This is a genomic window from Streptomyces coeruleoprunus (genome assembly GCF_039542925.1).
Lineage (GTDB): Bacteria > Actinomycetota > Actinomycetes > Streptomycetales > Streptomycetaceae > Streptomyces > Streptomyces coeruleoprunus.
Window position 1 is genome coordinate 5,072,060 of the sequence record NZ_BAABIT010000001.1, and the last position, 25,758, is coordinate 5,097,817.

A 25,758-nucleotide genomic window follows, 5' to 3' on the forward strand; every position below is an offset into this window, starting at 1 on the left:
AGAGATCCGCGTGTACGCCATCGTGCGCAGCGGTGGTCGCCAGCACAAGGTTGCTGTCGGCGACATCGTTGAGGTTGACAAGATTTCCACTGCCAAGGTTGGCGACACGGTCGAGCTCTCGACCCTGCTCGTTGTCGACGGCGACTCCGTGACCAGCGACCCGTGGGTGCTGGCCGGCATCAAGGTCCAGGCCGAGGTCGTGGACCACCACAAGGGCGCCAAGATCGACATCCTGCGCTACAAGAACAAGACCGGCTACCGCCGTCGTCAGGGCCACCGCCAGCAGTACACGGCGATCAAGGTCACGGCGATCCCGACGGCTGCGAAGTAAGGGACTGAGGAGACATGGCACACAAGAAGGGCGCATCGTCCACCCGGAACGGTCGCGACTCCAACGCTCAGCGGCTCGGCGTGAAGCGCTTCGGCGGTCAGGTCGTCAACGCCGGTGAGATCCTGGTCCGTCAGCGTGGCACCCACTTCCACCCCGGCACGGGCGTCGGCCGTGGCGGCGACGACACGCTGTTCGCGCTGAACGCCGGTGCGGTGCAGTTCGGCACCTTCCGCGGTCGCAAGGTCGTGAACATCGTTCCGGTCGCCTGACCGGATTCTTCGCGAGGGCGGACCTCTCTTCCCGTACGTCGTGTCACGGCGTACGGGAAGCGGGTCCGCCTTTCGCGTGTTAGAGCTGAGCGTGTACGAGCCGTGAGCCGGCTCAGGCACCCGAGACACCCCCGTACGCAATCTGGAGGCACCCCACCATGACCACCTTCGTGGACCGCGTCGAGCTGCATGTCGCCGCGGGTAACGGAGGTCACGGCTGTGCCTCCGTCCACCGGGAGAAGTTCAAGCCGCTCGGCGGGCCCGACGGCGGCAACGGCGGACGCGGCGGCGATGTGATCCTCGTCGTCGACCAGTCGGTCACGACGCTGCTGGAGTACCACCACAGCCCGCACCGCAAGGCCACGAACGGCAAGCCCGGCGAGGGCGGCAACCGCTCCGGCAAGGACGGCCAGGACCTGGTCCTCCCCGTGCCCGACGGCACGGTCGTCCTCGACCGGCAGGGCAACGTGCTGGCCGACCTCGTGGGACACGGCACCCGGTACGTCGCGGCGCAGGGCGGCCGCGGCGGCCTCGGCAACGCGGCGCTGGCCTCGGCCCGCCGCAAGGCGCCCGGCTTCGCGCTGCTGGGCGAGCCCGGCGACGTACAGGACATCGTCCTGGAGCTGAAGACCGTCGCCGACGTGGCGCTCGTCGGCTACCCCAGCGCGGGCAAGTCCTCGCTCATCTCGGTGCTCTCCGCCGCCAAGCCGAAGATCGCCGACTACCCCTTCACCACCCTCGTCCCGAACCTGGGCGTGGTCACCGCCGGCTCCACGGTCTACACCATCGCCGACGTCCCGGGCCTCATCCCCGGCGCCAGCCAGGGCAAGGGCCTCGGCCTGGAGTTCCTGCGCCACGTCGAGCGGTGCAGCGTCCTCGTGCACGTCCTGGACACGGCCACGCTGGAGTCGCACCGCGACCCCGTCTCCGACCTCGACGTCATCGAGGAGGAGCTGGCGCAGTACGGCGGCCTGGACGACCGGCCCCGGATCGTCGTCCTCAACAAGATCGACATCCCGGACGGCAAGGACCTCGCGGACATGATCCGCCCCGACCTGGAGGAGCGCGGCTACCGCGTCTTCGAGGTCTCCGCCGTCGCCCACCTGGGCCTCAAGGAGCTGTCGTACGCCCTCGCCGGCATCGTCGCCGAGGCGCGCGCCGCCAAGCCCAAGGAGGAGGCGACCCGGATCGTCATCCGCCCGAAGGCGGTCGACGACACGGGCTTCACCGTCGTGCGCGAGGAGGACGGCCTCTACCGCGTCCGCGGCGAGAAGCCGGAGCGCTGGGTGCGCCAGACGGACTTCAACAACGACGAGGCCGTCGGCTACCTGGCGGACCGCCTCAACCGCCTGGGCGTCGAGGAGGAGCTGATGAAGGCCGGGGCCCGCGCGGGCGACGGCGTCGCCATCGGCCCCGAGGACAACGCGGTCGTCTTCGACTGGGAGCCCACGATGATGGCGGGCGCCGAGATGCTCGGCCGCCGTGGCGAGGACCACCGCTTCGAGGCTCCGCGCCCGGCCGCCCAGCGTCGCAAGGACCGCCAGGCGGAGCGGGACGAGGCGGACCAGGAGTTCGACGGGTTCGACCCGTTCTGATTGGGGCTCGTCGCGTCCTGAGCCCGGTCCGACCCGGTCTGTTCCGTCCGCGCCCCGGCCGCGACCGCCCTCACCGGATCGTCACGCCATCGCCCCCGTCCCGGCCCCCGCGCCGGGGCGGGGGCGATGGCCGTGCTGGGCGCGCGGCACCCGGTGTGACGTCGGAAAATGGTGCCTGCCCAGCACAACCTTGCGCCCCCCGCCGCCGTCTAGTCACCGGGGCCGATGCGCAGGGCCCCGCGGTACACAGATTCGGGGCTTTGATGAAGATCTCCTTCCTCATCCACACGATCTACGGGATCGGCGGCACCATCCGCACCACACTGAACCTCGCGGAGGAGCTGGCAGGACGGCATGAGGTGGAGATCGTCTCCGTGTTCCGCCACCGCGACGAACCCCTCTTCGCGATCGACCCGCGCGTCACGGTCGTCCCGCTGATCGACACGCGCCCCTCGTCGCCGACGAACGAGAAGCAGCACGAACTGCACCTCACGCCCGCCGAGGACTTCCCGAAGAACGAGGCCCGGTACAAGGAGTACAGCGCCCTCACCGACCGGCGCGTCCGCGACCACTACAGCCGCTCCGACGCCGACGTGGTCATCGGCACCCGCCCCGGCCTCGTCGCCTACGTCGCGCGGTACGCGCCCGAGGGCGCCGTGCTCATCGGCCAGGAGCACATGACGCACAACCACCACAAGCCCGCCCTGCGGGCCGAGATGGCCGAGTGGCTGGCGAAGCTGGACGCGTTCGTCACCGTCTCCGAGGGCGACGCCGCCTCCTGGCGCACGCACATGCCGCTGCCGGACACGCGGGTGCTCGCGATACCCAACAGCGTGCCCGAGCCCATGGTCGCGCCCTCCGACACCACCGGCACGACCGTCGTCGCCGCGGGCCGGCTCTCCTCCGAGAAGCAGTACGACGTGCTGGTCGAGGCCTTCGCCGAGGTCGCCGCCGCCCGCCCCGACTGGACGCTGCGCATCTGCGGCTGGGGCAACCAGAAGGACCGGCTGCGCCGGAAGATCGACCAGCTCGGCCTCTACAACAACGTGCACCTGATGGGCCCGCGTTCGCCGATCGAGCCGGAGTGGGTCAAGGGCGCCATCGCCGTGTCCACGTCCCGCCACGAGTCCTTCGGCATGACCCTCGTCGAGGCGATGCGCTGCGGGCTGCCCGTTGTCTCGACCGACTGCGACTACGGCCCCCGCGAGATCATCAAGGACGGCGAGGACGGCCTGCTCGTCCCGGTCGGCGACAAGGCCGCCGTCGCCAGGGCCCTCCTCACCCTCATCGACGACCCCGACCTGCGCCGCCGCATGGGCGCCGCCGCCCGGGCCAACGCCCGCCGCTTCGACCCGGGCCCCGTCGCCAAGCAGTACGAGGAGCTGTTCGCCGCACTCGGCGCGGCCACCGAACGGCACACCACCGCATCGGCCCGGGACCCGCAGGAGGCGCCCGCCGGCGGAAGGCACGACGAGCCGCCCGTGGCCGACGCCGTGGCCGCACCCGACGGCGCCGTGACCGTCACGCTCCTCACGCCCCGCGAGGGCGCACGCCTCGTGGCCGGCGGCCACACCTTCCCGTTCGACGCCGCCGGCGGCGCGACCATCCCGCCCGGCACCGAGTTCGCCGAGGGCGTCTGGCCCTGCGAACTGGAGACACCGGCGGACCGGGGCGCCGACCCCACCCGCATCCCCCTCGCCACCCGCGCCGTCGACCAGCGCGGCGCCATGTACGCCGCCGCACGGCAGCCCGCCACCGCGACACCGGTCCGCCACCTCGTCCCGTACACCCGCGGCGGCACCCTCACCCTGCGCTCCTGGGTGCGCCCGGTCCACGCCGAGGTGGGCGCGATCCACATCCGCGACCGTGCCGTCACGCTCACCGCCCGGCTCTACGGCGCCTCCGCGGCCCCCGGCGCCTCCGCGGCCCTGCTGCTGCGCCGCCGCGGCGACCAGCCGCTGGAGCTGACCTTCCCCGCCACCCCGCTCGACGACGGCGCCCTGCGCTTCACCGTGCCGCTGGCCGCGCCCGCCGACGTCCAGCACGCGGCCCACGATGTGTGGGACCTGTGGCTGCGGCACGCGCCCGACGCCGAGCCGGCCCGCGTCGCCCGCATCCTCGACGACGTCGTCGAGAAGGGCTCGCTCCAGCCGTACCCGGGCACCGACCTCCTCAAGAAGCAGCCGCTGCGCCTCGTGCGCGCGGCGGCCCGGAGGATCACCGGCAGGCCGCCGGAGCGGGTCACCGTGAAGGTCTTCTTCAGCGCCGCCGACGACCTCGTCCTGAACGTCGTTGACAAGCCGATCGAGAGAACCGGCCAGTGATGTCGGTCACATCGTCCCGTCGCGCGGCACCTCACGGCCCGGCGCCCACTCTCCCTGGCCAGAAGGTGAACGAGGGGCGTCGCGCAGCCGTGGGGGCCCTCTGTCCGCCTTGCGAGACGGTCACGGAGAGTGCGACCATCACCCCGTTCCCCCAGCCATAGCAAGGTAGGTCGTTCTGTGTCTGCGCCTCAGTCTGCGCCTCGCGAAGCCAAGCCCCGGACCACAGCCGTCGTGCTCGCCGGAGGCACCGGCCAGCGGGTGGGACTCGCGATCCCGAAGCAGCTGCTGAAGATCGCGGGCAAGGCCGTCATCGAGCACACGCTCACGATCTTCGAGCAGGCCGAGTGTGTGGACGATGTGATCGTGCTGATGGCGCCGGGCTTCGTGCCCGACGTCGAGCGGATCATCACCAAGGCCGGACTGACCAAGGTCACCCAGGTCATCGAGGGCGGTGCCACCCGCAACGAGACCACCGAGCGCGCCATCCGCGCCATAGGCGAGGGCCTCGCGGAGGGGGAGGACCGCAACGTCCTGTTCCACGACGCCGTCCGTCCGCTTCTGTCACAGCGCGTGATCAAGGACTGTGTCGACGCCCTCGACCGCTACCAGGCCGTGGACGTCGCCATCCCCTCCGCCGACACCATCATCGTCACGCGCACGCACGGCGAGGACGGCGAGTTCATCACCGACGTGCCCGACCGCTCCCGGCTGCGCCGCGGCCAGACCCCGCAGGCGTTCAAGCTGTCCACGATCCGCAGGGCGTACGAGATCGCCGCGGGCGACCCCAACTTCCAGGCCACCGACGACTGTTCCGTCGTGCTCAAGTACCTGCCGGACGTGCCGATCCACGTCGTGCCGGGCGACGAGTACAACATGAAGGTCACCCAGCCCGTCGACGTCTTCATCGCCGACAAGCTCTTCCAGCTGGCCTCCACCGCCGCGCCCCGCCAGGCCGACGAGGCCGCCTACCGCGAGCTGCTGTCCGGCAAGACCCTCGTCGTGTTCGGCGGCTCGTACGGCATCGGCGCCGACATCGCCCGCCTCGCCGAGCTGTACGGCGCCAACGTGTACGCGCTGGGCCGCTCCACGACCGGCACCCACGTGGAGAACCCGCAGCACGTCGAGGACGCGCTCGCCACGGCGTACGCCGAGACCGGACGCATCGACCACGTCATCAACACGGCCGGCGTCCTGCGTATCGGCAAGCTCGCCGAGACCGACAACGCCACCATTCAGGAAGCCCTGAACGTCAATTACCTGGCGCCCGTGCAGATCGCCCGTGCGTCGTACAAGTATCTGGTCGAGACCAAGGGGCAGTTGCTGCTCTACACCTCCTCCAGCTACACCCGGGGACGTGCCGAGTACAGCCTGTATTCGTCGACCAAGGCCGCCATGGTGAATCTCACGCAGGCGCTCGCCGACGAATGGGCCGCCGACGGAATCCGGGTGAATTGCGTCAACCCCGAGCGCACCGCGACTCCCATGCGTACCAAGGCATTCGGCCAGGAGCCCGCCGGATCGCTGCTCTCCTCCGAGGCCGTGGCCCGGACCTCGCTGGACGTGCTGCTCTCCGAGCTGACCGGCCATGTCATCGACGTACGGCAGCAGGACCCGACCCAGGCGGCGGGTGAGGCCTCGGGATTCGAGCAGGCCCTCGCCGCCGTCCTGGACCGGCAGGAAGATGTGTAATACTCGCTGGATGTGAATTCCCGGGCCCCTGCCTCGCCGAGCGGCGAAAGCAGGGGCCCGCGTAGTGAAGCCCCACCTTCACGGAAACAACGCTTTGTGAAATAAACCGGCGTCCCCGTCTGGAGCAGGTTCTACGTGATTTCGACCGTCATTCGTCTGGCCCGCGTGGGCAGTGGGTCGGAGCTGGCCGCGGCAGTCCTCATGGGACTGGGTTATCCGTGCGTCATGCTGGCCGCGCTGATCCCGAACATCTGGTTGTTCGCGGCCGCCGGTGCCGTGACCTATGCCGCCGACTGGTACCTGCACCAGAAGAACAGCTACCTGGTCAACCGCCTCAACAGCGTGCGGGCCGGGCTGCCGATCCGGTTCCTGCTGCGCCAGCTCCTGCTCATCCTGCTGCTCGCCCGCGAAAACCTCGCCGAACAGCCGGTGTTCTACGCCACGGTCGCCTGCTTCCTGCTCTTCTACGGCCTCCAGGCCCCGCACGGCGCCCTCGCCACGTTCATCAAGCTGCGCCGCACCCTGCCGGTCGTCACCCGCAACGTCGACCTGCACGCCGTACGCATCCCGGACGCACCGCCGCGGGCCCTGCTGAACCGGTCCGGCGAGAAGATGCTCCACCTCGACATCCCGGCGGTCGTCGGCATCGTCGCCGCCGTCGCCACCGGCCGGAACGTCCTCGCGTACGCGGGCGTCGTCGCCACCCTCGGCCTGGGCATCCTCTACATCCTGGCCCTCGCGCCCTACCTGCGCCGCCGCGTCCCGGGCGCCGGCACCGTGCTCAAGGCCGTCGACACCTGGCTGCGGGAGTACCAGCCGACGGTCGCCCTCTACTTCTCCGGCGGCGACGACTCCGCGTACCAGGTCAACATGTGGCTGGAGGCGATGGAGCAGACCGACGGCCGGCCGCTGATCATCATGCGCGAGCGGACCCTCGTACCGAAGCTCGGCGACACCTCCGTGCCGATCCTGTGCATCCCCGGCGGCCAGCACATGATGGCCCGCGACTGGTCCACGATCCGCGTCACCCTCTACCCGGCCAACGTCGGCAAGAACATCCACATGCTGCGCGTCCCCACGTCGAAGCACGTCTTCATCGGCCACGGCGACAGCGACAAGCTCGCCAGCGTCAACCCGTTCTCCAAGGTGTACGACGAGGTGTGGACCGCCGGCCAGGCCGGCCGCGACCGCTACGCGCTCGCCGACGTCGGCGTCCGCGACGAGGACATCGTCGAGGTGGGCCGCCCGCAGCTCGCCCCCATCCGGCGCGGCACGGGCACGCCGAAGAACCCCATCCCGACGGTCCTCTACGCCCCCACCTGGGAGGGCTGGGACAACAACCCCGGCAACACCTCGCTGCTCCTGGCCGGCGAGAACATCGTCAAGCGCCTGCTGAACGCCGACCGCCCGGTCCGCGTCATCTACAAGCCGCACCCCTTCACCGGCCTCGTCAACAAGAAGGCCAAGGCCGTCGACGAGCGCATCCGCAAGATGGTCACCGAGGCCGCCACGCGCCGCGCCACGGACCCGCGTTGGGCGAAGGAGACCGCTGCCGCGCAGGCCGGACAGGCCGCCGCCCGCGCCGAACTCACCCGTATCGAGGCCCGCCTCGCCGTGCTCGGCGCGCCCGGCCGCAAGGGCACCGACGAGTCCGAGACCTCCCGCGTCTCCCTCGCCGACCCGCACCGCCTCGCCGAGACCAAGCGGCTGCGCGAAGAGTGGAACGACGCCTACTGGCGCTCCTTCGGCTGGTGGGAGCACAAGGTCGTCACCGGCACCCGGCCCCATCTCTACGACTGCTTCAACGAGTCCGACGGCATGGTCTCCGACATCTCCAGCGTCGTCTCGGACTTCATCGCCAGCGGCAAGCCGTACGCCGTGACCGACTCCGCCGAGCTCGGCGCCGAGGAGTTCATGCGGCAGAACACCGCCGTGCGCGCCGCCGTCGTCCTCTCCAACAGCGCGGCCGAACTGGACGAGTTCCTCGACGCCGTGGCCGACCCGGCCGCCGACCGGCTCGCGGAGGAGCGGCGCGACCTCAAGCGCTACCTCCTCGGCCCCGACGAGCCCACCTCCATCGAGCAGTTCAACGCCGCCGTGCGCACGCTCGTCGCCAAGGCCGAGGCCCGCAACGCCGGTGTGGCCCAGCGGCTCGCCGGACAGCGCATCGGCGAACTGGACCAGGAGGACGGCGCCTCGCTCGGCACGGAGGAGCCGGGCAACGGCACCCGTACGACGGACAAGGACGCCGCCGAGGCGACGGCGGTCGGCTGACGGCCCCCGCCCCGCTCGTCACGGCAGACGGCCCGTATGCCCTCCGGGGAGGCGCGTACGGGCCGTCGGCGTATCGCGGCACCGATGCGCCGCTCGGTGTGCCGGTCGTTGAGCCGCTCGGTGTGCCGGTCGTTGAGCCGCTCGATGTGCCGGTCGATGCGCCGACCGACGTGTCCATTGACGTGTCCATCGAGTGGAATGTCCGCGCACGGACGGCCGCCACTGGCATAGATTCGCCATGTGACAGTGGCAAGGCAGTACGTAACGGAAGCCCGCAGGATCGTCGTGAAGGTCGGTTCGTCGTCGCTCACGACAGCGTCGGGCGGTCTCGACGCCGACCGGGTCGACGCGCTCGTCGACGTACTCGCCAAGGTTCGGGGCCGCGGCGAGAAGGAGATCGTCCTCGTCTCCTCGGGCGCCATCGCCGCCGGCCTCGCCCCGCTCGGCCTGGAACGCCGCCCCAAGGACCTCGCCCGCCAGCAGGCCGCCGCCAGCGTCGGCCAGGGCCTCCTCGTCGCCCGCTACACCGCGTCGTTCGCCCGCTACGGGGTGCGCGTCGGCCAGGTGCTGCTCACCAGCGACGACATGAGCCGCCGCGCCCACTACCGCAACGCCTACCGCACCCTCGAACAGCTCCTCACCATGGGCGCCCTCCCGGTCGTCAACGAGAACGACACGGTCGCCACGGACGAGATCCGGTTCGGCGACAACGACCGGCTCGCCGCGCTCGTCGCCCACCTCGTCCGCGCCGACCTGCTGGTCCTCCTGTCCGACGTGGACGGCCTCTACGACGGCGACCCCAGCAAGCCCGGCACCTCCAGGATCGAGGAGGTACGCGGCCCCCAGGACCTGGCGGGCGTCGAGATCGGCTCCGCGGGCAAGGCGGGCGTCGGCACGGGCGGCATGGTCACCAAGGTCGAGGCGGCCAGGATCGCCGCCGCCGCGGGCATCCCCGTCGTCCTCACCTCGGCCAGCCGGGCCGCCGACGCCCTCGCGGGCCGCGACACCGGCACGTACTTCCACCGCACCGGACGGCGGTCCGCCGGCCGGTTGCTGTGGCTGGCCCACGCCTCCGCGCCGCAGGGGTCGCTCACCCTCGACGAAGGGGCCGTACGGGCCGTCGTGCACGGCAGGAAGTCGCTGCTCCCCGCCGGCATCGCCGCCGTCGAGGGCGACTTCGGCGCGGGCGATCCGGTCGAGCTGCGCGACACCGACGGCCGGCCCGTCGCCCGCGGACTGGTCAACTTCGACGCCAAGGAAATCCCCCAGCTTCTGGGGCGTTCCACCAAAGACCTGGCGAAAGAGCTGGGTCCGGCATACGAGAGAGAAGTCGTACACAGGGACGATCTGGTCGTCCTGCACCCCTGGAACGGCTGAAAGTCGGGTCATCCGCCGGAGACCTTTACCAAAACCGCCCCGCGTCCCGTCCAGGACTGGTCAACTTTGTCTGGGGGGTAAGGCGGGGTGACAGCACGACAACGCATCAACAGGAGGCCGCCGGTGAGACGAGCGCGCCCAGGGGCAGCGGCCCGCGGGACGACCGAACGTGCCTTGACGAGTGTCGGGGCCGGGGCCGACTTCACCCCGGACCGGCCGGTGTCCAAGCTGTGGCACATCACCCTCAGCGTGTCCGGTGCGGAAGCGCCGCTGAAGGAGGTCAGGCGGGCGCTCGAACAGCTCGCCCACGACCACCCCTTCCTGCTGACCAGCAGGTACGCCAACGATCACGCCGAGATCCGGTACTGGGAGGAGGCCCGCGACCTGCACGACGCCGCCGCGGTGGCGCTGCGGCTGTGGGGCGAGCACCGGCAGAGCGCCAAGCTGCCCCCGTGGGAGATCGTCGGCCTGGAGGTCATCGACCGCGAGACCTACCACCAGCGCATCGCCGAGGGCTACGGCCCCCCACCGGCCGCCCCGGTGGGCGTCCACCCGTACTGACCGCACCGAACGGCACGGCCGAACCGCGGCCGCACGGGGCACCCACGGGCGCGGGAGGCGTCCACGGGCCCTGGAGGGCGTCCGGCGGTCCTGGAGGGCGTCCAGGGGTGTTGAGGGGCGCCCAGCGGCCTGGAGGCCTATCCACTGGCACGGAAGGCGTACCCCGGCCTGGAGGGCGGCCAGGGGCGTGGTGGAAGGCGTACCACCGGCCTGGAGGGCGTCCAGCGGGCGTGGAGCCGTCCCACGGGTGGCAAGGCGCGTCCAACGGGCGGGCACGGCGTCCTCACGGGCTGCAGGGCGTCGGCTGGCGCGCGCGAGGTGTGCACGGGCGGGCGGGCACGCACCCGCCGGGGCGCCCAGGGCGTCCACGGGCGCCGACGGGCACGGACCGCCAGGGCGCCCAGGGCGTCCACGGGCGCGGGCGGCCGTCTCGTAGTGCGGGATATGTGAGGGATGCCCGCCGAAACCGCATTACCCTGCGGGCATGACCTCGCACTCCGCCTCCCCGTCCCTCAACCCGTACGACGACATGTCGCCGGTCGCCCAGGCCGCCTACCGCGCCCGCGCGGCCTCCGCCGAGATCGCGCCACTCCCGCGCGCGACGAAGGACGACGCCCTCCTCGCCATGGCGGACGCCCTGGAGGTGCGGACCAGCGAGATCGTCGAGGCCAACGCCGAGGACGTGGCCCGCGCCCGGGAGGCCGGCACGAGCGAGTCGGTCATCGACCGCCTGACCCTGACCCCGGAGCGGGTCCGGGCCATCGCCGCCGACGTCCGGCACGTCGCCGCCCTGCCCGACCCCGTCGGCGAGGTCGTACGCGGCTCCACCCTCCCCAACGGCATCGACCTGCGCCAGGTCCGCGTCCCGCTCGGCGTCGTCGGCATCATCTACGAGGCTCGGCCGAACGTGACCGTCGACGCCGCCGCCCTCTGTTTGAAGTCCGGCAACGCGGTCCTGCTGCGCGGCTCCTCCTCCGCGTACTCCTCCAACACGGCCCTCGTCCGCGTCCTGCGCGACGCCGTCGGCGGCGCCGGCCTGCCCGCGGACGCCGTCCAGCTCGTCCCCGGCGAGTCCCGCGACTCGGTGCGCGAGCTGATGCGCGCCCGCGGCCTCGTCGACGTCCTCATCCCGCGCGGCGGCGCCTCCCTCATCCGCACGGTCGTCGAGGAGTCCACCGTCCCGGTCATCGAGACCGGCACCGGCAACTGCCACGTCTACGTCGACGCCCGCGCCGACCTCGACATGGCCGTCGACATCCTGGTCAACTCCAAGGCCCAGCGGGTCAGCGTCTGCAACGCCGCCGAGACCCTCCTCGTCCACCAGGACATCGCCACCGAGTTCCTCCCGCGTGCCCTGGACGCCCTCGCCGAGGCCGGCGTCACCGTCCACGGCGACGAGCGCGTCCTGTCCTACGCCGAGGGCTCCAAGGCCACCGTCGTCCCGGCCACGCCGGAGGACTGGGAGACCGAGTACCTGTCCTACGACATCGCCGCCGCCGTGGTCGACAGCCTCGACGCCGCCGTCGCCCACATCCGGCTCTGGTCCTCCGGTCACACCGAGGCCATCGTCACCACCTCCCAGGCCGCCGCTCGCCGGTTCACCCAGTTGGTGGACTCCACCACGGTCGCCGTGAACGCCTCGACGCGCTTCACGGACGGTGGTCAGTTCGGCTTCGGCGCGGAGATCGGCATCTCCACGCAGAAGCTGCACGCCCGTGGCCCCATGGGCCTCCCGGAGCTGACCTCCACCAAGTACATCGTCACCGGCGACGGTCACATCCGGTAACCACCCCCGGTCGGTCGGGGCAGGGAGGTTTCCCGCTCTCCCTGCCCAAACCAATCTCCCCGGTCTACCCTGAACCCGTGCCGGACGACGTGGGGGGCAGGCCGTTCCCGAACGGCTGGGAGCCCGACGACGACCGCGGAGGCGCCGACGAGGACTTCGCCTCCGTGGTGTTCGACGAGGATTTCGTACGGGCTGCCGCGTTCCATGAACCCAGCGCCGTCGAGCGCCTGGTCGCCGCCGCCCAGGCCCGCGCCGACGCGGACGCCGCCAGGGCCGGACGCGGCACCCCGGCCGCCGACGACGACCTGTACGGCCCCGGCGGCCACGGCCACGACTACGACGACGACCTGTACGGCCCGTACGGCATCTACGGGCCCTACGGCCCGTACGGCGGCGCCCTGCGCCCGTACCGCCCCAGCTCCCGCTGGTACCGCCCCGTTGCGTGGGTCGTCGCCCTCCTGATGGGCGTCGGCATGGTCGCCCTCGCCTTCACCGCCGTGTACCGCAGCTCCTCCGGCGACCGCGACGACCAGATACCGGCCCCCGCGACCAGCGGCTCCGCCGAAGCGGGCCCCGGCCCCTCCGCCTCCGCCGCCTACACGGCCCCACCGGTCCCGGCCCTTCCCCACACCCCCTGACCCCCCGGCACCCGGCCACGGCCAGGGGCCACCTCGCGACATCCCACAGCCCGCCGGGCCCCCGGTTCGCCGGCCCGCCGGGCCCCCGAATAGCCCGCCCCAGGGGCCTCCCCACCCGCGCCGACACCGGCCTGCCGGGCGGGGCGAGCACCGGTCTGCTGGGTCGCGCTCAGCACGGCCTGGATGGCCGCGCGAGCACCGGTCTGCCCGGCCGCACGAGCGGCGGCTTGCGTGGCGGCGCGGGTACGGGCCTGTCTGGCGGCGCGCGCAGCGGCCTGCCCGGCCGCAGCAGCACCGGTCTGCGCGGCGGCGCTCAGCTCGGGCCTGGCTGGTCGCGCGAGCACCGGTCTGCCCGGACGCACGAGCGGCGGCTTGCGTGGCGGCGCGGGTACGGGCCTGTCTGGCGGCGCGCGCAGCGGTCTGTCTAGCGGCGCGCACCGGTCTGCTCGACCGCACGAGCACCGGTCTGCTCGGCCGCGCTCAGTACGGTCCTGGATGGCCGCGCGAGCACCGGTCTGCTCGGCCGCACGAGCGGCGGCTTGCGTGGCGGCGCGAGCACGGGCCTGCCCGGCCGCAGCAGCACCGGTCTGCTCGGCCGCGCGAGCATGACCTGCCTGGCCGCGCCGGCACCGGTCTGCCCGGCCGCGCGCAGCACCGGCCTATCCGGGCATGCAGGCATCAGCTTGCCCAGCCGCGTCGGCATCGGCCTGCCCCGCCGCACGAGCACGGGCCTGCCCGGCCGCCCGGGTATCCCGCTGCACCGCGACCAGCACGGCTGCCCCGCTCCCAGGCGCAGCCTCCCGTCCCCTCGGCATTCCGCTGAGCACTCGTCAGAAGTTGCCGCCGAGCAGGGCGTTTACCGGACCCGCGCCAGACCTACCCTGAAGGTATGGCAGGGAGTGTCGACCCGCCCGACGGGCCTCCCGACGGCACACCGGAGGGACTCCCCGGCGGTTCAGAGGACGAGTACCGATCCGTCGTCTTCGACGAGTCGTTCGTCCGCGCTGCCCGCCTCCAGGAACTCTCCGCCGAAGAGCGCATGGACGACCACACCCAGGCTGTCCGCAGCCGCCCCGGCGCCTCCTCCACGCCTCCGTACACCGTGGACTCCGGTCGCCGCAGGTCCCGACCCCGCGCCCTTTTCCTCGTCCTGCTCGTCGCGTCACTCTTCGCCGCCGCTGTGTACGTCGGCTCCCGCAGCCCCTACCAGCTGCCGCCCGACCACCGCGCCGAGCCGCTGCGCATCACCCTCCTTCCGCTCGCCCCGCAGACCCCCGTCCCGGGAGGGGAACCCGCCGAGCTGTACGCCCGCAGCCCCGCCGCCCAGTACCGCACCGGCGCAGCCGGGGTGACCGTGCCGCCCGCCCGGCGCACCCCGCACTTCTCCGAGGGCCAGGTGATGACCGCCCTCAGCACCGCCAAGGACTACCTGGTGCTCTCCTCCCTCGACCCCGACATCCTCGCCGGCGGAGCCGTGCGCCCCGTCCGGCTCCTGCTGGACCCCGACCAGCTCGCCCAGTTCGACCGGAGCGTCGACTCGCCGTCCGCGGACGAGCGCCACGCCACCGCCGGCTGGCTCGTGCGCTTCGACCCGGCCCGGGTGGCCCTGGCGGACACCGCCGTCCGCGCACGGGGCACGCTGCGGGTCGTCGAGGCGTCGCCCGACGTCCTGGAGGTGACGTCGGACCACACCTTCGCCTACACCCTGCGTCCGGCCGCGGGCCCGTCTACGGGCAGCGACACCGCGGCGGCGTCCCTGTTCACCGTCCGACGCGAGCTGCGCTTCCGCTTCGACCGCGACGACTTGCGGATGCACCGCGCCGAGCTGGTCACCAGCCGGACCGAGGCAGGCCCCATGGACTGCTCCGCCGACCTGTCCGGCTCCCTTCGCCCGCTGCTGGCCGGCCAGCGGGCAACGTCCGCCGAACCACCGGTCGTCGACCCGTACCGAACCGGCACCGAGGCGAAGACAGCCCACCTCTGCGGCACCCTTGCACGATCGGCCCTACCCCAGCCCCGCCCCGACCAGCTTCCGGGCTGACAGCCCACGGCCTGGCCGCCCTGGGGCCTGACCGGCCCAGAACCAGTGAGCCCCAGGGACCGGTCGCCCCGGACTGATCCGCCCGGGGACTGGTGAGCCCGGCGTCCGGTCGCTCAGGAACCGGTGATCCCACGACCGGTTGGATCCGGGCCGGTGAGTCCGGGTCTGGCCGGCGCGGGTCGGGTCAGCCGGAGATCGGACAGCCCAGGACTGATCGGCCCGGGACTGGTGGGCCCGGAGGCTGGTCGCCCACGAAACCGGTGTTGGCAGGGACTGGTCGAACCGAGCCGGTGAGTTCGGGACTGATCGGCCTTGGACTGGTCCGCCCGGAGACTGGTCTGCCCGGCACCGGCGAGCTCTGGGGACTCGCCAGCCCGTAACCGGGCAGACCAGCTGACCCCCCGAAGGACCGGTCAGCCACGGGACCGATCAACCGGCCAGGTGATCAGCCGGGCAGGGCGATCAGGCCCTGTCCTCGCCAGTGCCGCCGCTCCCGCTGTCGGTGCTGCCGTTGCCCGTGCCGCCGTTCGGACGGCCCGCTGCGCCGCTGAACTTCTCGAACAGCTTGCCGCCCAGGTCGCCCGCGCCGCCGGCTATGTCCCCGACGAGCTTCATCAGCGGATCCTTGCTGGAGCGCACGTGGTCGGCGTAGTGGCTGGCCGACTCGCGGAACGAGTCCGAGACGGACGTGTCCTTGTCCTGTGACCGCAGCGGGTAGTGGCCATCCATGATCCGCTGGTAGTCGCGGCTATCCGCCCACTTCTTCAGCTCCGCGGCGCGCACCGTGGTGAACGGGTGGGAGCGCGGCAGCACGTTCAGGATCTTCAGCACCGAATCCCGCAGGTCCCCGCCCTCCTCGTACTCCTCGGCCTGTGCCAGGAAGGCGTCCACGTTCATCTCGTGCAGATGGTTGCCGCCCGCGATCTTCATCAGGCCGCGCATCGACGCCTGGAGGTCCTGCCCGACGAGCAGTCCGGCCCGGTCGGCCGACAGCTCCGACTTGCGGAACCATTCCCGCAGCGCCGTGACGATCGCCATGATCGCCACATTGCCGAGCGGGATCCACGCGACCTTGAGCGCCAGGTTGGTCAGGAAGAGCAGCACCGTGCGGTACACGGCGTGGCCGGAGAGGGCGTGGCCCACCTCGTGGCCGACGACCGCCCGCATCTCCTCCTCGTCCAGCAGCTCCACCAGACCGGTGGTGACGACGATGATCGGCTCGTCCAGGCCGACGCACATGGCGTTGGGATTCGGGTCCTGCGTGACGTACATCGGCGGGACCTTCTCCAGGTCGAGGATGTAGCAGGCGTCCCGCAGCATGTCGTTGAGGTGGGCGAACTGGGCGTCGCTCACCCGCACGGAGTCGGAGAGGAACAGCAGCCTGAGGCTGCGTTCCGGCAGCAGGCCGCTCAGTGCCTTGAAGACCGTGTCGAACCCGCTGAGCTTGCGCAGGGCGACGAGCGCGGAGCGGTCCGCGGGGTGCTCGTAGGCCCGTGAGGAGATGCCGGGGAAGCGCGTGCGCTGCCTGCTCGGCACGTTCCCCTGGCCGTTCTCGTGGCCGTTCTGTGTCATGGATGCCCCCAGTTTCGTACGAGACCTGCCTCGTCCCCCTGACGGAGCCCAGAGTAGGCGCTGGCGCTCTGGGCCGCCGGGCCTGTGGACAACGGCCTGTGGACAACCACTCGCGGAGCGTCCGCCGGGGAATCGAGCCGCGCAGCTCCGCCGGAGACGACGCCGCGGAGGAACAACGACCGGGCGGGCGTGAGCGTGCCCGCCGTGAGCACTTCCGCACCGCACGCATACGATGTGCGCGAAGTCTCCGCTCCGACTCCGATGGATTGGTCCCGCAGAAGATGAGCCTCCACACCGCCGCTGCCAGCCTGGTCACGCTCGCCGAGGGTTCCGAGCACGGTGGCAACCACGAAAGCCTCAACCCGTACCTGACCGGTGGCGGCGCCCTCTTCGCGCTGCTCCTGCTGCTGTGGATCACCACTCGCTTCAACCGCGACCGCTGAGCCGGCGGACGCCGGGACCGGACGTACCCGCCGTGCCGTTAGGCTCTGCACGCATGGGAGAGCAGGAAGTGCCGAGAAGTCCCGGCAAACGCCGCCTGGGCGTGATGGGCGGGACGTTCGACCCGATCCACCACGGACACCTGGTGGCCGCCAGCGAGGTGGCCGCCCTGTTCCATCTGGACGAGGTCGTGTTCGTCCCGACCGGTCAGCCGTGGCAGAAGACCCACAAGACGGTCTCGCCCGCCGAGGACCGCTACTTGATGACGGTCATCGCCACGGCATCGAACCCGCAGTTCTCGGTCAGCCGGATCGACATCGACCGGCCCGGACCGACGTACACCATCGACACGCTGCGGGACCTGCGCTCCCTCAACCCCGACACGGATCTGTTCTTCATCACCGGCGCCGACGCGCTCTCGCAGATCATGCCGGGCTGGCGCAACGCCGAGGAATTGTTCTCGCTCGCCCACTTCATCGGGGTCACCCGCCCCGGACACGACCTGTCGGACGACGGTCTGCCCAAGGGCGGGGTCTCCCTCGTCGAGGTGCCCGCCCTGGCCATCTCCTCGTCCGACTGCCGCACGCGGGTCGCCCAGGGCGATCCCGTCTGGTATCTGGTGCCGGACGGCGTGGTGCGCTACATCGACAAGCGCCAGTTGTACCGCGGCGAGTGAGCCACGGAGAGGGGCACCGGTGACCGACCAGAACAACCCGTACGACCCGTACTACACGCCGCAGCCGCAGATCATCGGCTACGACGAGTACGGGCAGCCGGTGTACCAGCAGGTTCAGCAGCAACAGCAGCAGTACGACCCGTACGCACCCCAGCAGGCACAGCAGCCCCAGCAGTACCAGGAGCCCCAGCAGGGCTACGGGTACGACCCGTACGCGCAGCAGCAGCCGTACCAGGGCGGGTCCGATGGCGGCCAGGTGTACGGCTACGACCCGTACGGCACGCAGGGCGCCCAGCAGTGGCAGGCCGCGCCCCAGCAGACCCAGCCGCAGCCGCAGGCCCCCGCCCCGGCCGCCGCGCCGCAGCCGCCGGCCGCCCCCTCCGCCGTCCCCGAGCAGCGCCGCCCGGCGCCCTCCGAACCACGTGACGGCGGTGGCAGGAGCAGCGGTCCCGGCGGCCGGTCCGAGGAGTACCGCACGGAGCAGTTCTCGTTCATCGAGGAGGAGAACGAGGACTCCGAGGACGTCATCGACTGGCTCAAGTTCACGGAGAGCCGTTCGGAGCGCCGTGAGGAGGCCAAGCGCCGGGGCCGCAACCGCGTCATCGCCCTCGTCGTCGTCCTCGCCCTGGCCCTCGTCGGCGGCGTCGGTTACCTCTGGTACGCGGGCCTGCTCCCCGGGTTGTCCGGCAAACAGTCCCAGCAGGGCGGCGCCACCGCCACCGGACCCCAGAAGCGGGACGTGATCGTCCTGCACCTGCACAACACCCAGAACAAGTCCACGTCCACGGCGCTCCTGGTCGACAACGCCACGGCCAAGCAGGGCTCCACCGTGCTGCTGCCGAACGCCCTCGCCGTGGCCAACGAGGACGGCACCACGACCACCCTCGCCAAGTCCGTCGAGGACGACGGCTCCACCGGTACCCGCGAGGCCATCGGCACCCTCCTCGGCACGAAGATCACTGGTACGTGGCGGCTCGACACTCCGTACCTGGAGAACCTCGTCGAGCTGGTCGGCGGCATCGACCTGACCACCGACACCGAGGTGCCCGACACGAAGAAGGGCGCCCCGCCGCTCGTCAGCAAGGGCGAGAACCAGACTCTCAACGGACGCATGGCCGTCGCGTACGCGACGCACCGCGGCGGCGGCGAGGCCGAGGCCGCGCAGCTCCAGCGGTTCGGCCAGGTCGTCCACGCCGTGCTGCGCAAGCTGCCCGACGACCCGAAGAACGCCACGACGACGATCCAGACGCTCGCGCAGATCCTGGACCCGTCGCTGCCCGAGAAGGACCTGGGCGCCTCCCTCGCCAAGCTGGCCGAGCACGCCAAGGTCGGTGACTACAAGACGGCGCTCCTGCCCGTCCAGGACGACGGCCGCCTCACCGAGGAGGCGAGCCGCAGCGTCGTCCAGGAGATCCTCGGCGGTTCCGTCAGCTCGCCCGAGCAGGGCTCCGCCGTCCGGGTCGGCGTGCGCAACGCCACCGGCGACGACAAGGCCACCGAGGCCGCCCGCATCGTCCTGGTCAACGGCGGCTACGCGGTCATCGACAGTGGCCGGGCGGACACGGAGAGTTCCTCCGAGGTTCTCTACGGCGACGCGGCGCAGAAGCCGAAGGCCGAGGAGGTCGCCAAGACCCTCGGTCTGCCGGCCGAATCCGTCCGCAAGGGCGAGGCCGCCGCCAACGCGGACGTCACCGTCGTCCTGGGCAGGGATTACAAGATCGACCGGTGACTTGTCGGGCTGTCGGCGGTACGTGAGACCCTGGAGGTGTCCCCAGACCGCCGACGAAAGCCTGCTTGTGACCGCCACCGACCGATCCATCGCGCTCGTCAACGCCGCCGCCCAGGCGGCCGCCGACCGGCTCGCGCACGACATCATCGCCTACGACGTGAGCGATGTGCTGTCGATCACCGACGCCTTCCTGCTCGCCTCCGCGCCCAACGACCGCCAGGTCAAGTCCATCGTCGACGAGATCGAGGAGCGGCTGAACAAGGAGCTCGGCGCCAAGCCGGTCCGCCGTGAGGGCGACCGTGAGGCCCGCTGGGTCCTGCTGGACTACGTCGACATCGTCGTCCATGTCCAGCACAGCGAGGAGCGTGTCTTCTACGCGCTGGAGCGGCTGTGGAAGGACTGCCCCGAGCTGGCGCTGCCCGAGGACGCCAAGAAGACCCGCGGCAAGGCCGCCGAGCACGCCCGGCTGACCGGCACCGACGGCTCCGGCCCCGACTCCGCCGCGGCGGCGGTCACGGACGGTGAGCTGAGCTGAGCGCCGGCAAGGGCGGCAGGGGCCGCCGTATCGTCCTCTGGCGCCACGGCCAGACCTCCTGGAACCTGGAGCGCCGCTTCCAGGGCACCACGGACATCGAGCTCACCGAGACCGGCCTCGCCCAGGCGCGCCGGTCCGCCCGGCTGCTCGCGGCCCTGAAGCCGGACGCGATCATCGCCTCCGACCTCAAGCGGGCGGCCGCCACGGCCGCCGAGCTGGCCGCGCTCACCGGCCACGCCGTCAGCCACGACTCCGCGCTCCGCGAGACGTACGCGGGCGTGTGGCAGGGGCTGACCCACGAGGAGATCGTCGACCGGTACGGCGCGGAGTACGCCGCGTGGAAGCGCGGCGAGCCGGTCCGCCGCGGCGGCGGTGAGCTGGAGACCGAGGTCGCCGACCGGGCCGCGCCCGTCGTCCTGGAACACCTCGAGAAGCTGCCCGCCGAAGGCACCCTCGTCGTCGTCAGCCACGGCGGCACGATCCGTACGACCATCGGCCGGCTCCTCCGGCTGGAGCCGCACAACTGGGAGAGCCTGGGCGGCCTCTCCAACTGCTGCTGGTCCGTCCTGGGCGAGGGCGCGCGCGGCTGGCGACTGCTGGAGCACAACGCCGGGACGCTCCCCGAGCCCGTCCTCGGCGACGACGACTGAGACCTCCGTACGGCTCCCCGGACCCGGATTTCACTTTCGGGCAGGTGACAGGCTAAAGTTCTTCTTGTTCGCAGCGCGGAGCGCGAAGAACACGAGGGGCTATAGCTCAGTTGGTAGAGCGCTTGCATGGCATGCAAGAGGTCAGGAGTTCAATTCTCCTTAGCTCCACAGTCCAGGATCCCGTCCCCGGTAGGGGGCGGGATTTCTGCTTACCCCTTGATCCACGGGCCGCCCTCCGACCCCCTGCCGGCCGTGCCCGCCCATGGCAGAATCGGACGGCCGGAGGGGTCGACGTGCCGGACGGGAGGGTGAGTGATGGGTGCGCACAGGCGGAAGTGCGACTGGTGCGGCAGCGGCACCCCGATCGTCCGTGACATGGACCCGGTGAACCCCGACTACCAGTACTGGTGCGAGGAGTGCGCGCGGGCGCTGATCATAAAAGGCGACCCCATCGAGACCTACCGGGAACTCGAAGGGGAGCCGATCTACGGGCGCCTGCTCGACGAACACTGCACCCTCAAGCGCTTCTACTCCTTCGCCACGGCCTGAGGCTCACCCGCCGGGTCCGGAGACTCACCCGCCGCCTCCCGTGGGCCGGCCGCCGCGGCCTGATCTCCGGCCGCCGCAGCCTGTGTCCTGCTCGGCGCGGCCACGGGCGGCCGTCCGGCCGCCTGTGCCACCTGGACCGCGAACCACGCCAACAGGCCGAGCCCCACAAGGGTGTAGAGCCCGGACAGCAGCATCTGCCCGGCGTTCTGGTGCAGTTCGAGCCGCACCGGGGCCGGGGCGTGCGGCACCCACCACAGCGCGAACGACACGAACACCAGGGCCGTGCCCGCCGTCCACACCGGCCGCACCCGCGTGGCCAGCAGCATCAGCGCCGGAACGCACCAGACCCAGTGGTGCGACCACGAGATCGGACTCACCAGCAGCGCCGTCGTCCCGCACGCCACCACCGCCACCGGCCGGTCCCGGCGCAGCGCCGCCAGCACCGCGACCGCGAGACCCGCCACCCCCACCAGGCCTGCGGCCACCACCCACCACAGCCCCGGATCGGTCGTGTGCAGCAGACGCGCCAGCACCCCGCTCAGCGACTGGTTCGCCGTCTCCTCGGTACGGCCCACCCGGCTCGTCTCGAAGATCATCTCGGTCCAGAAGCGCCGCGAGTCGTACGGCAACAGGACCGCGGACGCCACCGTCACGAGCAGGAACACCCCGGTCGCCGCGACCGCCCGGCGCAGCCACTCGTTCCACCAGGGGCTCCAGCCCCGCGCACGCGCGCGTGCCACCCCGACGACGAGCAGCAGCACCACGAACAGGCCCGGCGTGAGCTTCACCGCCGTGGCCAGACCTATGCCGACGCCCACCCACGGGCTGCCCGCCCGCCGCGTCAGGTCCCACAGGACGGCCACCACGATGAGCAGGTTGATCTGCCCGTACCGGAACGTCTGCCACACCGGCTCCAGCCAGATCGCGACCGCCGACACCCACAGCGCCGCGCCCGGCCGCTCCCAGAACGCCGCACCCGGGCGGCTCCGGTCCAGCGGCCCCGAGGTGACCAGGCGCAGCGAGAAGTGCACCAGGGCCACCAGCAGGAGCATGTTCCCCGCCGTGGCGAGCACCCGCATCTCCGGTACGCCGACCAGCGTCAGCGGCGTGAACAGCAGCGCGGCGAACGGCGGATACGTCATCGGCAGGTTCGCCGATGTGGCGCGCATCGCGTAGAGGTCGCCGCCGGCCAGCACGGTCTCGCCCTCCGCCCGGTACACGGAGAGATCCAGCATCGTGACGTGGGCCACGCGCTGGGCGATCCAGAAGGCCGCGAACGAGGCCAGACAGGCGGCGACGGCGGAAAGAGGCAGGCTCCGGAGGCGGGCCTGCACGGCGAAGGAGACGGTCACGTGGGGCGACGCTACCTGCCGCCGGCCGCCGGACCGTAAACGATTTGGTGAATCACCGGGGGGACCGTGTAATGTTCTCTGTGTCGCCGCGAGGGAAGCCCGCAAGGGAAACCCGAGCAGGGCGGCACACCGCAAGGGGCTATAGCTCAGTTGGTAGAGCGCTTGCATGGCATGCAAGAGGTCAGGAGTTCAATTCTCCTTAGCTCCACAGAAGATGGAAGCGGGTCATCCGGATCGGATGGCCCGCTTCTTCGTCATCGTGACTGTGGCCTGTGTGGCCGGTGACCGGGGCACCGTTCAGGTGCCCCGGCACACTCAACTGCGGCCGCTGCCGAGCGCCTTGCGGGTCGCCGCGGGCAGGGCGGGCCGTTCCTTGGGAGCCGTCTGCTCCACGCGGAGCGCCAGCGCCGGACAGCGCCGTACGGCCCGCTGGGCACGGCCCCGCAGGTGCATCGGCACGGACGCGTCCGAGAGCACCGGGAAACCGTCCGGGCCCATACGGATCAGCTCGGGCACGATGTCGGCGCAGAGCCCGTGCCCCTGGCACAGCGTCCAGTCCACGGCCAGCCGCTCGCCGCTGGGGATGGACTCCTCGGCGTCCTGGTAGCCCGGCGAGGGCAGCGGCAGCACGCCCGTCGTCGGCCGGCCGCAGCCGCCGTCCAGCACGTGCGCGGCCAGGTCGTCGGTGAACGCCGACAGCGTCGAGGCGAAGAAGCGGGCCGAGCCGTCCGGGTGCTTGCAGGCACCCCGTCCCTTCACCGCCTGGGTGACCTCGCGCAGCGCCTCCAGGGCCGCCGGGCCGCCGCCGTTGAGCACGTCGGACAGGCCGCCCGCCGCGGCGGGCAACCCGAGGCGGCAGGGCCCGCACTGGCCGGCGGTCTCCGCCGCGAGCCAGTTCGCGACCCGCTGGGCCTCGCCCAGCGGGCAGGTCTCCGGGCCGATCGGCAGGATCGCCCCGGCCCCCAGGGAGCCGCCGACGGCCGACAGGGACTCGCGGGACACCACCGCGTTGTGCACGGCGTTCGAGTCGATCCAGTTGCCGTGGTAGCCGCCCGTGAGCACGCCCTGCGGGACCGGTGGGGCCCCGGCCAGCTGGAGCACGTACCGCAGCGGCACCCCGGTCGGGACCTCCAGGACCATGGGCCGCGCGACCGCGCCCGACAGCGTCAGCATCACCGTGCCCGGCTCGGTCTCCAGGCCGCTGTTCCCGTAGCGGCGCGCCCCGATCCGGGCGGCCACGGCCAGCTGGGCGTAGGTCTCGGCGTTCGACAGCAGCGTCGGCGCACCGCCCACGCCCGATTCCGCTGCGCGTTCCCGGCGGCCGGGCGGAAGCGCGGGGCCGCCGCCGATGGCCCGGATCACGGCGGATGCCTCACCGGAGACCATGCGCTCCGGCGTACGCACCACCCGCGCGCGCAGCTGCTGTCCGCGCCGGTCCGACAGCCCTCGCTCGGCGAGGGCGGCGCGGATGGAGATCTCCGTGGAGTTCCGCGTCACCGCGACCACCAGGGTGCGGGCGCCGAGGGCCTCCGCGGCCAGCAGGGCCCCGTCGAGGATGAGGTGCGGGGCCCGGTTCAGCAGCACGGTGTCCTTGCGGCACGCGGGCTCGCCCTCGCTGCCGTTGATCACTACGACGGGGCGTATGCCGCGGCGGATCGCCGCCTCGGCCACGGACCGGAGCTTCCGCCCGAAGGGGAAGCCCGCGCCGCCGCGGCCGCGCAGGGAGATGTCGTCGGCGAGCCGGGCCAGCCGCTCGCCGCCCATCGGTTCGAGCGGGCCGTGCACCTTCAGGTGCATCGGCAGGTCCAGCCGCTCGACCAGATCGAAGCCCTGCGTGAGCTGGGGAAGTCCGACGACACGGACCTCGGGGACGTCGGGGAGCGGGGCGTTCACGGGCGGTCTCCTGCGGGTGCGGTCCATGGTTCGCCGGCCGGCGGGCGCCGGAACGGGCCGGGTGTCGGCCCGGCGGCCGGCTCCGTGATGTTGTACGCGGCGGAGGCCGGGGTCTGTTCAGGCGCGGCGGAGGAAGACGGCGTCGGGGAAGGGGCCGTGAACGTGGGAGGGGCCGTGGGCGCCGGGGCAGGGATGAAGGCGGTCTCGGCGTCCGTGAAGGCGGGCTGCGGGTCGGCGTACGAGCGGGGGGCCGGGGACGGGGCGGGCGGCGGGGGCGACGGGGTGGGCCAGTAGCCGGGGCGGGGAGCGCGCTCGTCGGTGACGGTCGGCAGCTCCTCCGTCATGGGGACGCGCTCGGCGAGCGGGATGTCCTGGGTCGGCGCGCCGGTGTCGGGCGAGGCGGTCGCGAGGGTGGGGCTTTCGGGGCTGCTGGACGCGCTGCCGAGGGAGACGGCGCGGTACGCGGCGGAGATGCCCGCGCCTGGAGTGCGCGCCCGGCGCGCGCGCCGTGAGGGCGCCTCCCACTGGACCTCCGGCTCGTAGGGGTGCGGGCGCGGGGCTTCCGGTACGTCGGCGGCCCCGGGGAGTGGCGCCGTCAGGGGATCGCGGCGGCCCCGGTCGGCGTCGCGTGGGCCTGCCGGCCCCTCGGCGCCGGGCCGGATCAGGGTGAGCACCCGCCCGGCGAGGCGGCGCTGCACCGGCGGGGGAAGGAGCCGTATGGCCACCGCTGCGGCGACCGCGGCCACGGCCAGGCAGTAGAGCGTGGTCACCCAGGTGGCGGCGGGGCGGCCCGCGTACAGGCCGTGGATCAGCGCCGCGCACCAGGCCGGGTACGCCAGCATGTGGAGGGGCCGCCACCGGGCCGCTATGGAGCCGCGACCGGCGAGCGTGCTGCGCAGGGCCCCGGTCGACGCGGCGACCACCATGAGGAGGCCGGCGAGCGACCCGAAGCCTATGAGGCCCGCCGAGCCGGTGACGCCCAGCCCGAACGGTATGAGGGCGCCGATGAGTTCCACGTGCCCCAGCGAGACCTTGACGGTGCCGTGCAGCAGGAGGAAGCCGAGGGAGGCCACGGCGGTCGCCCGGTGAATGCCCTGGGCGAGGAGGCGCTGCCGCGGGGTGAGCAGAAGACGGTCGGTGGCGACGAGCGCCCAGGCGACGGAGGCGGTCAGGGAGACGAGGGCGAGGACGCCGGTGCCGAAATCCAGGAACTCCCGGAAGCCGTCGCTGCCGCCGATGGCGAGGAGCGGCAGGAGAACCACGGCGGCCGCGTACAACCCGCCCTGTACCGGCTTGCTCAGCCCCGCGTTGTCGGCGGGGGAAGAACGGATCTTGCGATGAGGGGTCATGGGCGACTCCGAATGGTGCGGATGAGGTCCCGTTGGCGCATGCTATGGCCGCGCATACCGGTGGGTACGGCGTTTGCGGGTTTACGGAGACGACTGACCGACAACTGACTCGGGGGTTGCCCAGGAA

Annotated in this window: 22 protein-coding genes and 2 tRNA genes; 19 read left to right on the forward strand and 5 right to left on the reverse strand. The window is 72.0% G+C overall.

Annotated elements, in window-relative coordinates; translation table 11 throughout:
• The first annotated feature begins 10 nt into the window (after window positions 1–10).
• The 10 genes from rplU to ABEB09_RS22665 all read left to right on the forward strand — a co-directional run bounded on the left by rplU (window position 11) and on the right by ABEB09_RS22665 (window position 12,844).
• Complete coding sequence (gene rplU, locus ABEB09_RS22620) at window positions 11–331, forward strand: 50S ribosomal protein L21 (protein WP_031070416.1); 321 nt, start codon at window positions 11–13, stop codon at window positions 329–331.
• Between the two features lie 14 nt (window positions 332–345).
• Window positions 346–600 (forward strand): 50S ribosomal protein L27, encoded by a 255-nt coding sequence (gene rpmA, locus ABEB09_RS22625; protein ID WP_345691737.1) that lies wholly within the window; start codon window positions 346–348, stop codon window positions 598–600.
• Between the two features lie 158 nt (window positions 601–758).
• The gene (gene obgE, locus ABEB09_RS22630) at window positions 759–2,195 is read left to right on the forward strand and encodes a GTPase ObgE (protein ID WP_345691738.1); all 1,437 of its coding nucleotides are present in this window, start codon (window positions 759–761) and stop codon (window positions 2,193–2,195) included.
• Between the two features lie 263 nt (window positions 2,196–2,458).
• A complete protein-coding gene (locus ABEB09_RS22635; protein ID WP_345691739.1) occupies window positions 2,459–4,519 on the forward strand; it encodes a glycosyltransferase family 4 protein in 2,061 nt (686 codons plus the stop codon).
• A gap of 231 nt (window positions 4,520–4,750) precedes the next feature.
• On the forward strand, window positions 4,751–6,208 hold the full coding sequence (locus ABEB09_RS22640) for an SDR family NAD(P)-dependent oxidoreductase (RefSeq protein ID WP_345691740.1): 1,458 nt from the start codon (window positions 4,751–4,753) through the stop codon (window positions 6,206–6,208).
• A 135-nt stretch (window positions 6,209–6,343) separates the two neighbouring features.
• Window positions 6,344–8,482, forward strand: coding sequence for a hypothetical protein (locus ABEB09_RS22645; protein WP_345691741.1), 2,139 nt, complete (start codon window positions 6,344–6,346; stop codon window positions 8,480–8,482).
• A gap of 240 nt (window positions 8,483–8,722) precedes the next feature.
• Entirely contained in the window at window positions 8,723–9,859 is a 1,137-nt protein-coding gene (gene proB / locus ABEB09_RS22650) for a glutamate 5-kinase (protein WP_345691742.1), read from the forward strand.
• Between the two features lie 123 nt (window positions 9,860–9,982).
• Window positions 9,983–10,420, forward strand: a complete 438-nt coding sequence (locus ABEB09_RS22655) for a hypothetical protein (protein WP_345691743.1) — start codon at window positions 9,983–9,985, stop codon at window positions 10,418–10,420.
• Window positions 10,421–10,904: 484 nt separating this feature from the next.
• On the forward strand, window positions 10,905–12,206 hold the full coding sequence (locus ABEB09_RS22660; RefSeq protein WP_345691744.1) for a glutamate-5-semialdehyde dehydrogenase: 1,302 nt from the start codon (window positions 10,905–10,907) through the stop codon (window positions 12,204–12,206).
• A 77-nt stretch (window positions 12,207–12,283) separates the two neighbouring features.
• Window positions 12,284–12,844 carry an SCO2584 family spore wall biosynthesis protein gene (locus ABEB09_RS22665; RefSeq protein ID WP_345691745.1) on the forward strand — a complete coding sequence of 187 codons (561 nt, stop codon included), beginning with the start codon at window positions 12,284–12,286 and terminating at the stop codon, window positions 12,842–12,844.
• A gap of 424 nt (window positions 12,845–13,268) precedes the next feature.
• Here the strand turns inward: ABEB09_RS22665 and ABEB09_RS22670 are convergent, their stop codons facing one another.
• Window positions 13,269–13,547 carry a hypothetical protein gene (locus ABEB09_RS22670; RefSeq protein ID WP_345691746.1) on the reverse strand — a complete coding sequence of 93 codons (279 nt, stop codon included), beginning with the start codon at window positions 13,545–13,547 and terminating at the stop codon, window positions 13,269–13,271.
• Window positions 13,548–13,733: 186 nt separating this feature from the next.
• On the opposite strand from ABEB09_RS22670, the gene ABEB09_RS22675 reads away from it, so the two are divergent.
• A complete protein-coding gene (locus tag ABEB09_RS22675) occupies window positions 13,734–14,885 on the forward strand; it encodes an SCO2583 family membrane protein (RefSeq protein ID WP_345691747.1) in 1,152 nt (383 codons plus the stop codon).
• 462 nt (window positions 14,886–15,347) lie between these two features.
• On the opposite strand, the gene ABEB09_RS22680 is transcribed toward ABEB09_RS22675, so the two are convergent.
• Window positions 15,348–16,457 carry a M48 family metallopeptidase gene (locus tag ABEB09_RS22680; protein WP_345691748.1) on the reverse strand — a complete coding sequence of 370 codons (1,110 nt, stop codon included), beginning with the start codon at window positions 16,455–16,457 and terminating at the stop codon, window positions 15,348–15,350.
• A 281-nt stretch (window positions 16,458–16,738) separates the two neighbouring features.
• On the opposite strand from ABEB09_RS22680, the gene ABEB09_RS22685 reads away from it, so the two are divergent.
• The 7 genes from ABEB09_RS22685 (at window position 16,739) to ABEB09_RS22715 (ending at window position 21,037) form a co-directional block, all read left to right on the forward strand.
• Window positions 16,739–16,900: a hypothetical protein gene (locus ABEB09_RS22685; RefSeq protein WP_345691749.1), complete on the forward strand. Its 162-nt coding sequence runs from the start codon at window positions 16,739–16,741 to the stop codon at window positions 16,898–16,900.
• A 53-nt stretch (window positions 16,901–16,953) separates the two neighbouring features.
• The gene (gene nadD, locus ABEB09_RS22690; protein WP_345691750.1) at window positions 16,954–17,574 is read left to right on the forward strand and encodes a nicotinate-nucleotide adenylyltransferase; all 621 of its coding nucleotides are present in this window, start codon (window positions 16,954–16,956) and stop codon (window positions 17,572–17,574) included.
• A 19-nt stretch (window positions 17,575–17,593) separates the two neighbouring features.
• Window positions 17,594–19,303: an LCP family protein gene (locus ABEB09_RS22695; RefSeq protein WP_345691751.1), complete on the forward strand. Its 1,710-nt coding sequence runs from the start codon at window positions 17,594–17,596 to the stop codon at window positions 19,301–19,303.
• A 67-nt stretch (window positions 19,304–19,370) separates the two neighbouring features.
• Window positions 19,371–19,838 carry a ribosome silencing factor gene (gene rsfS / locus ABEB09_RS22700; protein WP_345691752.1) on the forward strand — a complete coding sequence of 156 codons (468 nt, stop codon included), beginning with the start codon at window positions 19,371–19,373 and terminating at the stop codon, window positions 19,836–19,838.
• Window positions 19,835–20,488, forward strand: coding sequence for a histidine phosphatase family protein (locus tag ABEB09_RS22705; protein WP_345694045.1), 654 nt, complete (start codon window positions 19,835–19,837; stop codon window positions 20,486–20,488). The genes rsfS and ABEB09_RS22705 overlap by 4 nt, the downstream gene beginning before the upstream one ends.
• A 95-nt stretch (window positions 20,489–20,583) precedes the next feature.
• Window positions 20,584–20,656 (forward strand) — tRNA-Ala (locus ABEB09_RS22710).
• A gap of 147 nt (window positions 20,657–20,803) precedes the next feature.
• Window positions 20,804–21,037 (forward strand): hypothetical protein, encoded by a 234-nt coding sequence (locus tag ABEB09_RS22715; RefSeq protein WP_030494108.1) that lies wholly within the window; start codon window positions 20,804–20,806, stop codon window positions 21,035–21,037.
• Here the strand turns inward: ABEB09_RS22715 and ABEB09_RS22720 are convergent.
• A complete protein-coding gene (locus tag ABEB09_RS22720; protein ID WP_345691753.1) occupies window positions 21,016–22,389 on the reverse strand; it encodes a glycosyltransferase 87 family protein in 1,374 nt (457 codons plus the stop codon). The two genes, ABEB09_RS22715 and ABEB09_RS22720, sit on opposite strands and share 22 nt — an antisense overlap.
• 135 nt (window positions 22,390–22,524) lie before the next feature.
• Between ABEB09_RS22720 and ABEB09_RS22725 the strand changes: the two genes are divergently transcribed.
• A tRNA-Ala gene (locus ABEB09_RS22725) sits at window positions 22,525–22,597 on the forward strand.
• Window positions 22,598–22,704: 107 nt separating this feature from the next.
• On the opposite strand, the gene ABEB09_RS22730 is transcribed toward ABEB09_RS22725, so the two are convergent.
• On the reverse strand, window positions 22,705–24,282 hold the full coding sequence (locus ABEB09_RS22730) for an NADH-ubiquinone oxidoreductase-F iron-sulfur binding region domain-containing protein (RefSeq protein WP_345691754.1): 1,578 nt from the start codon (window positions 24,280–24,282) through the stop codon (window positions 22,705–22,707).
• Window positions 24,279–25,631, reverse strand: a complete 1,353-nt coding sequence (locus tag ABEB09_RS22735) for a hypothetical protein (RefSeq protein ID WP_345691755.1) — start codon at window positions 25,629–25,631, stop codon at window positions 24,279–24,281. Before ABEB09_RS22735 ends, ABEB09_RS22730 begins: the two co-directional genes overlap by 4 nt.
• Window positions 25,632–25,758 lie beyond the last annotated feature (127 nt).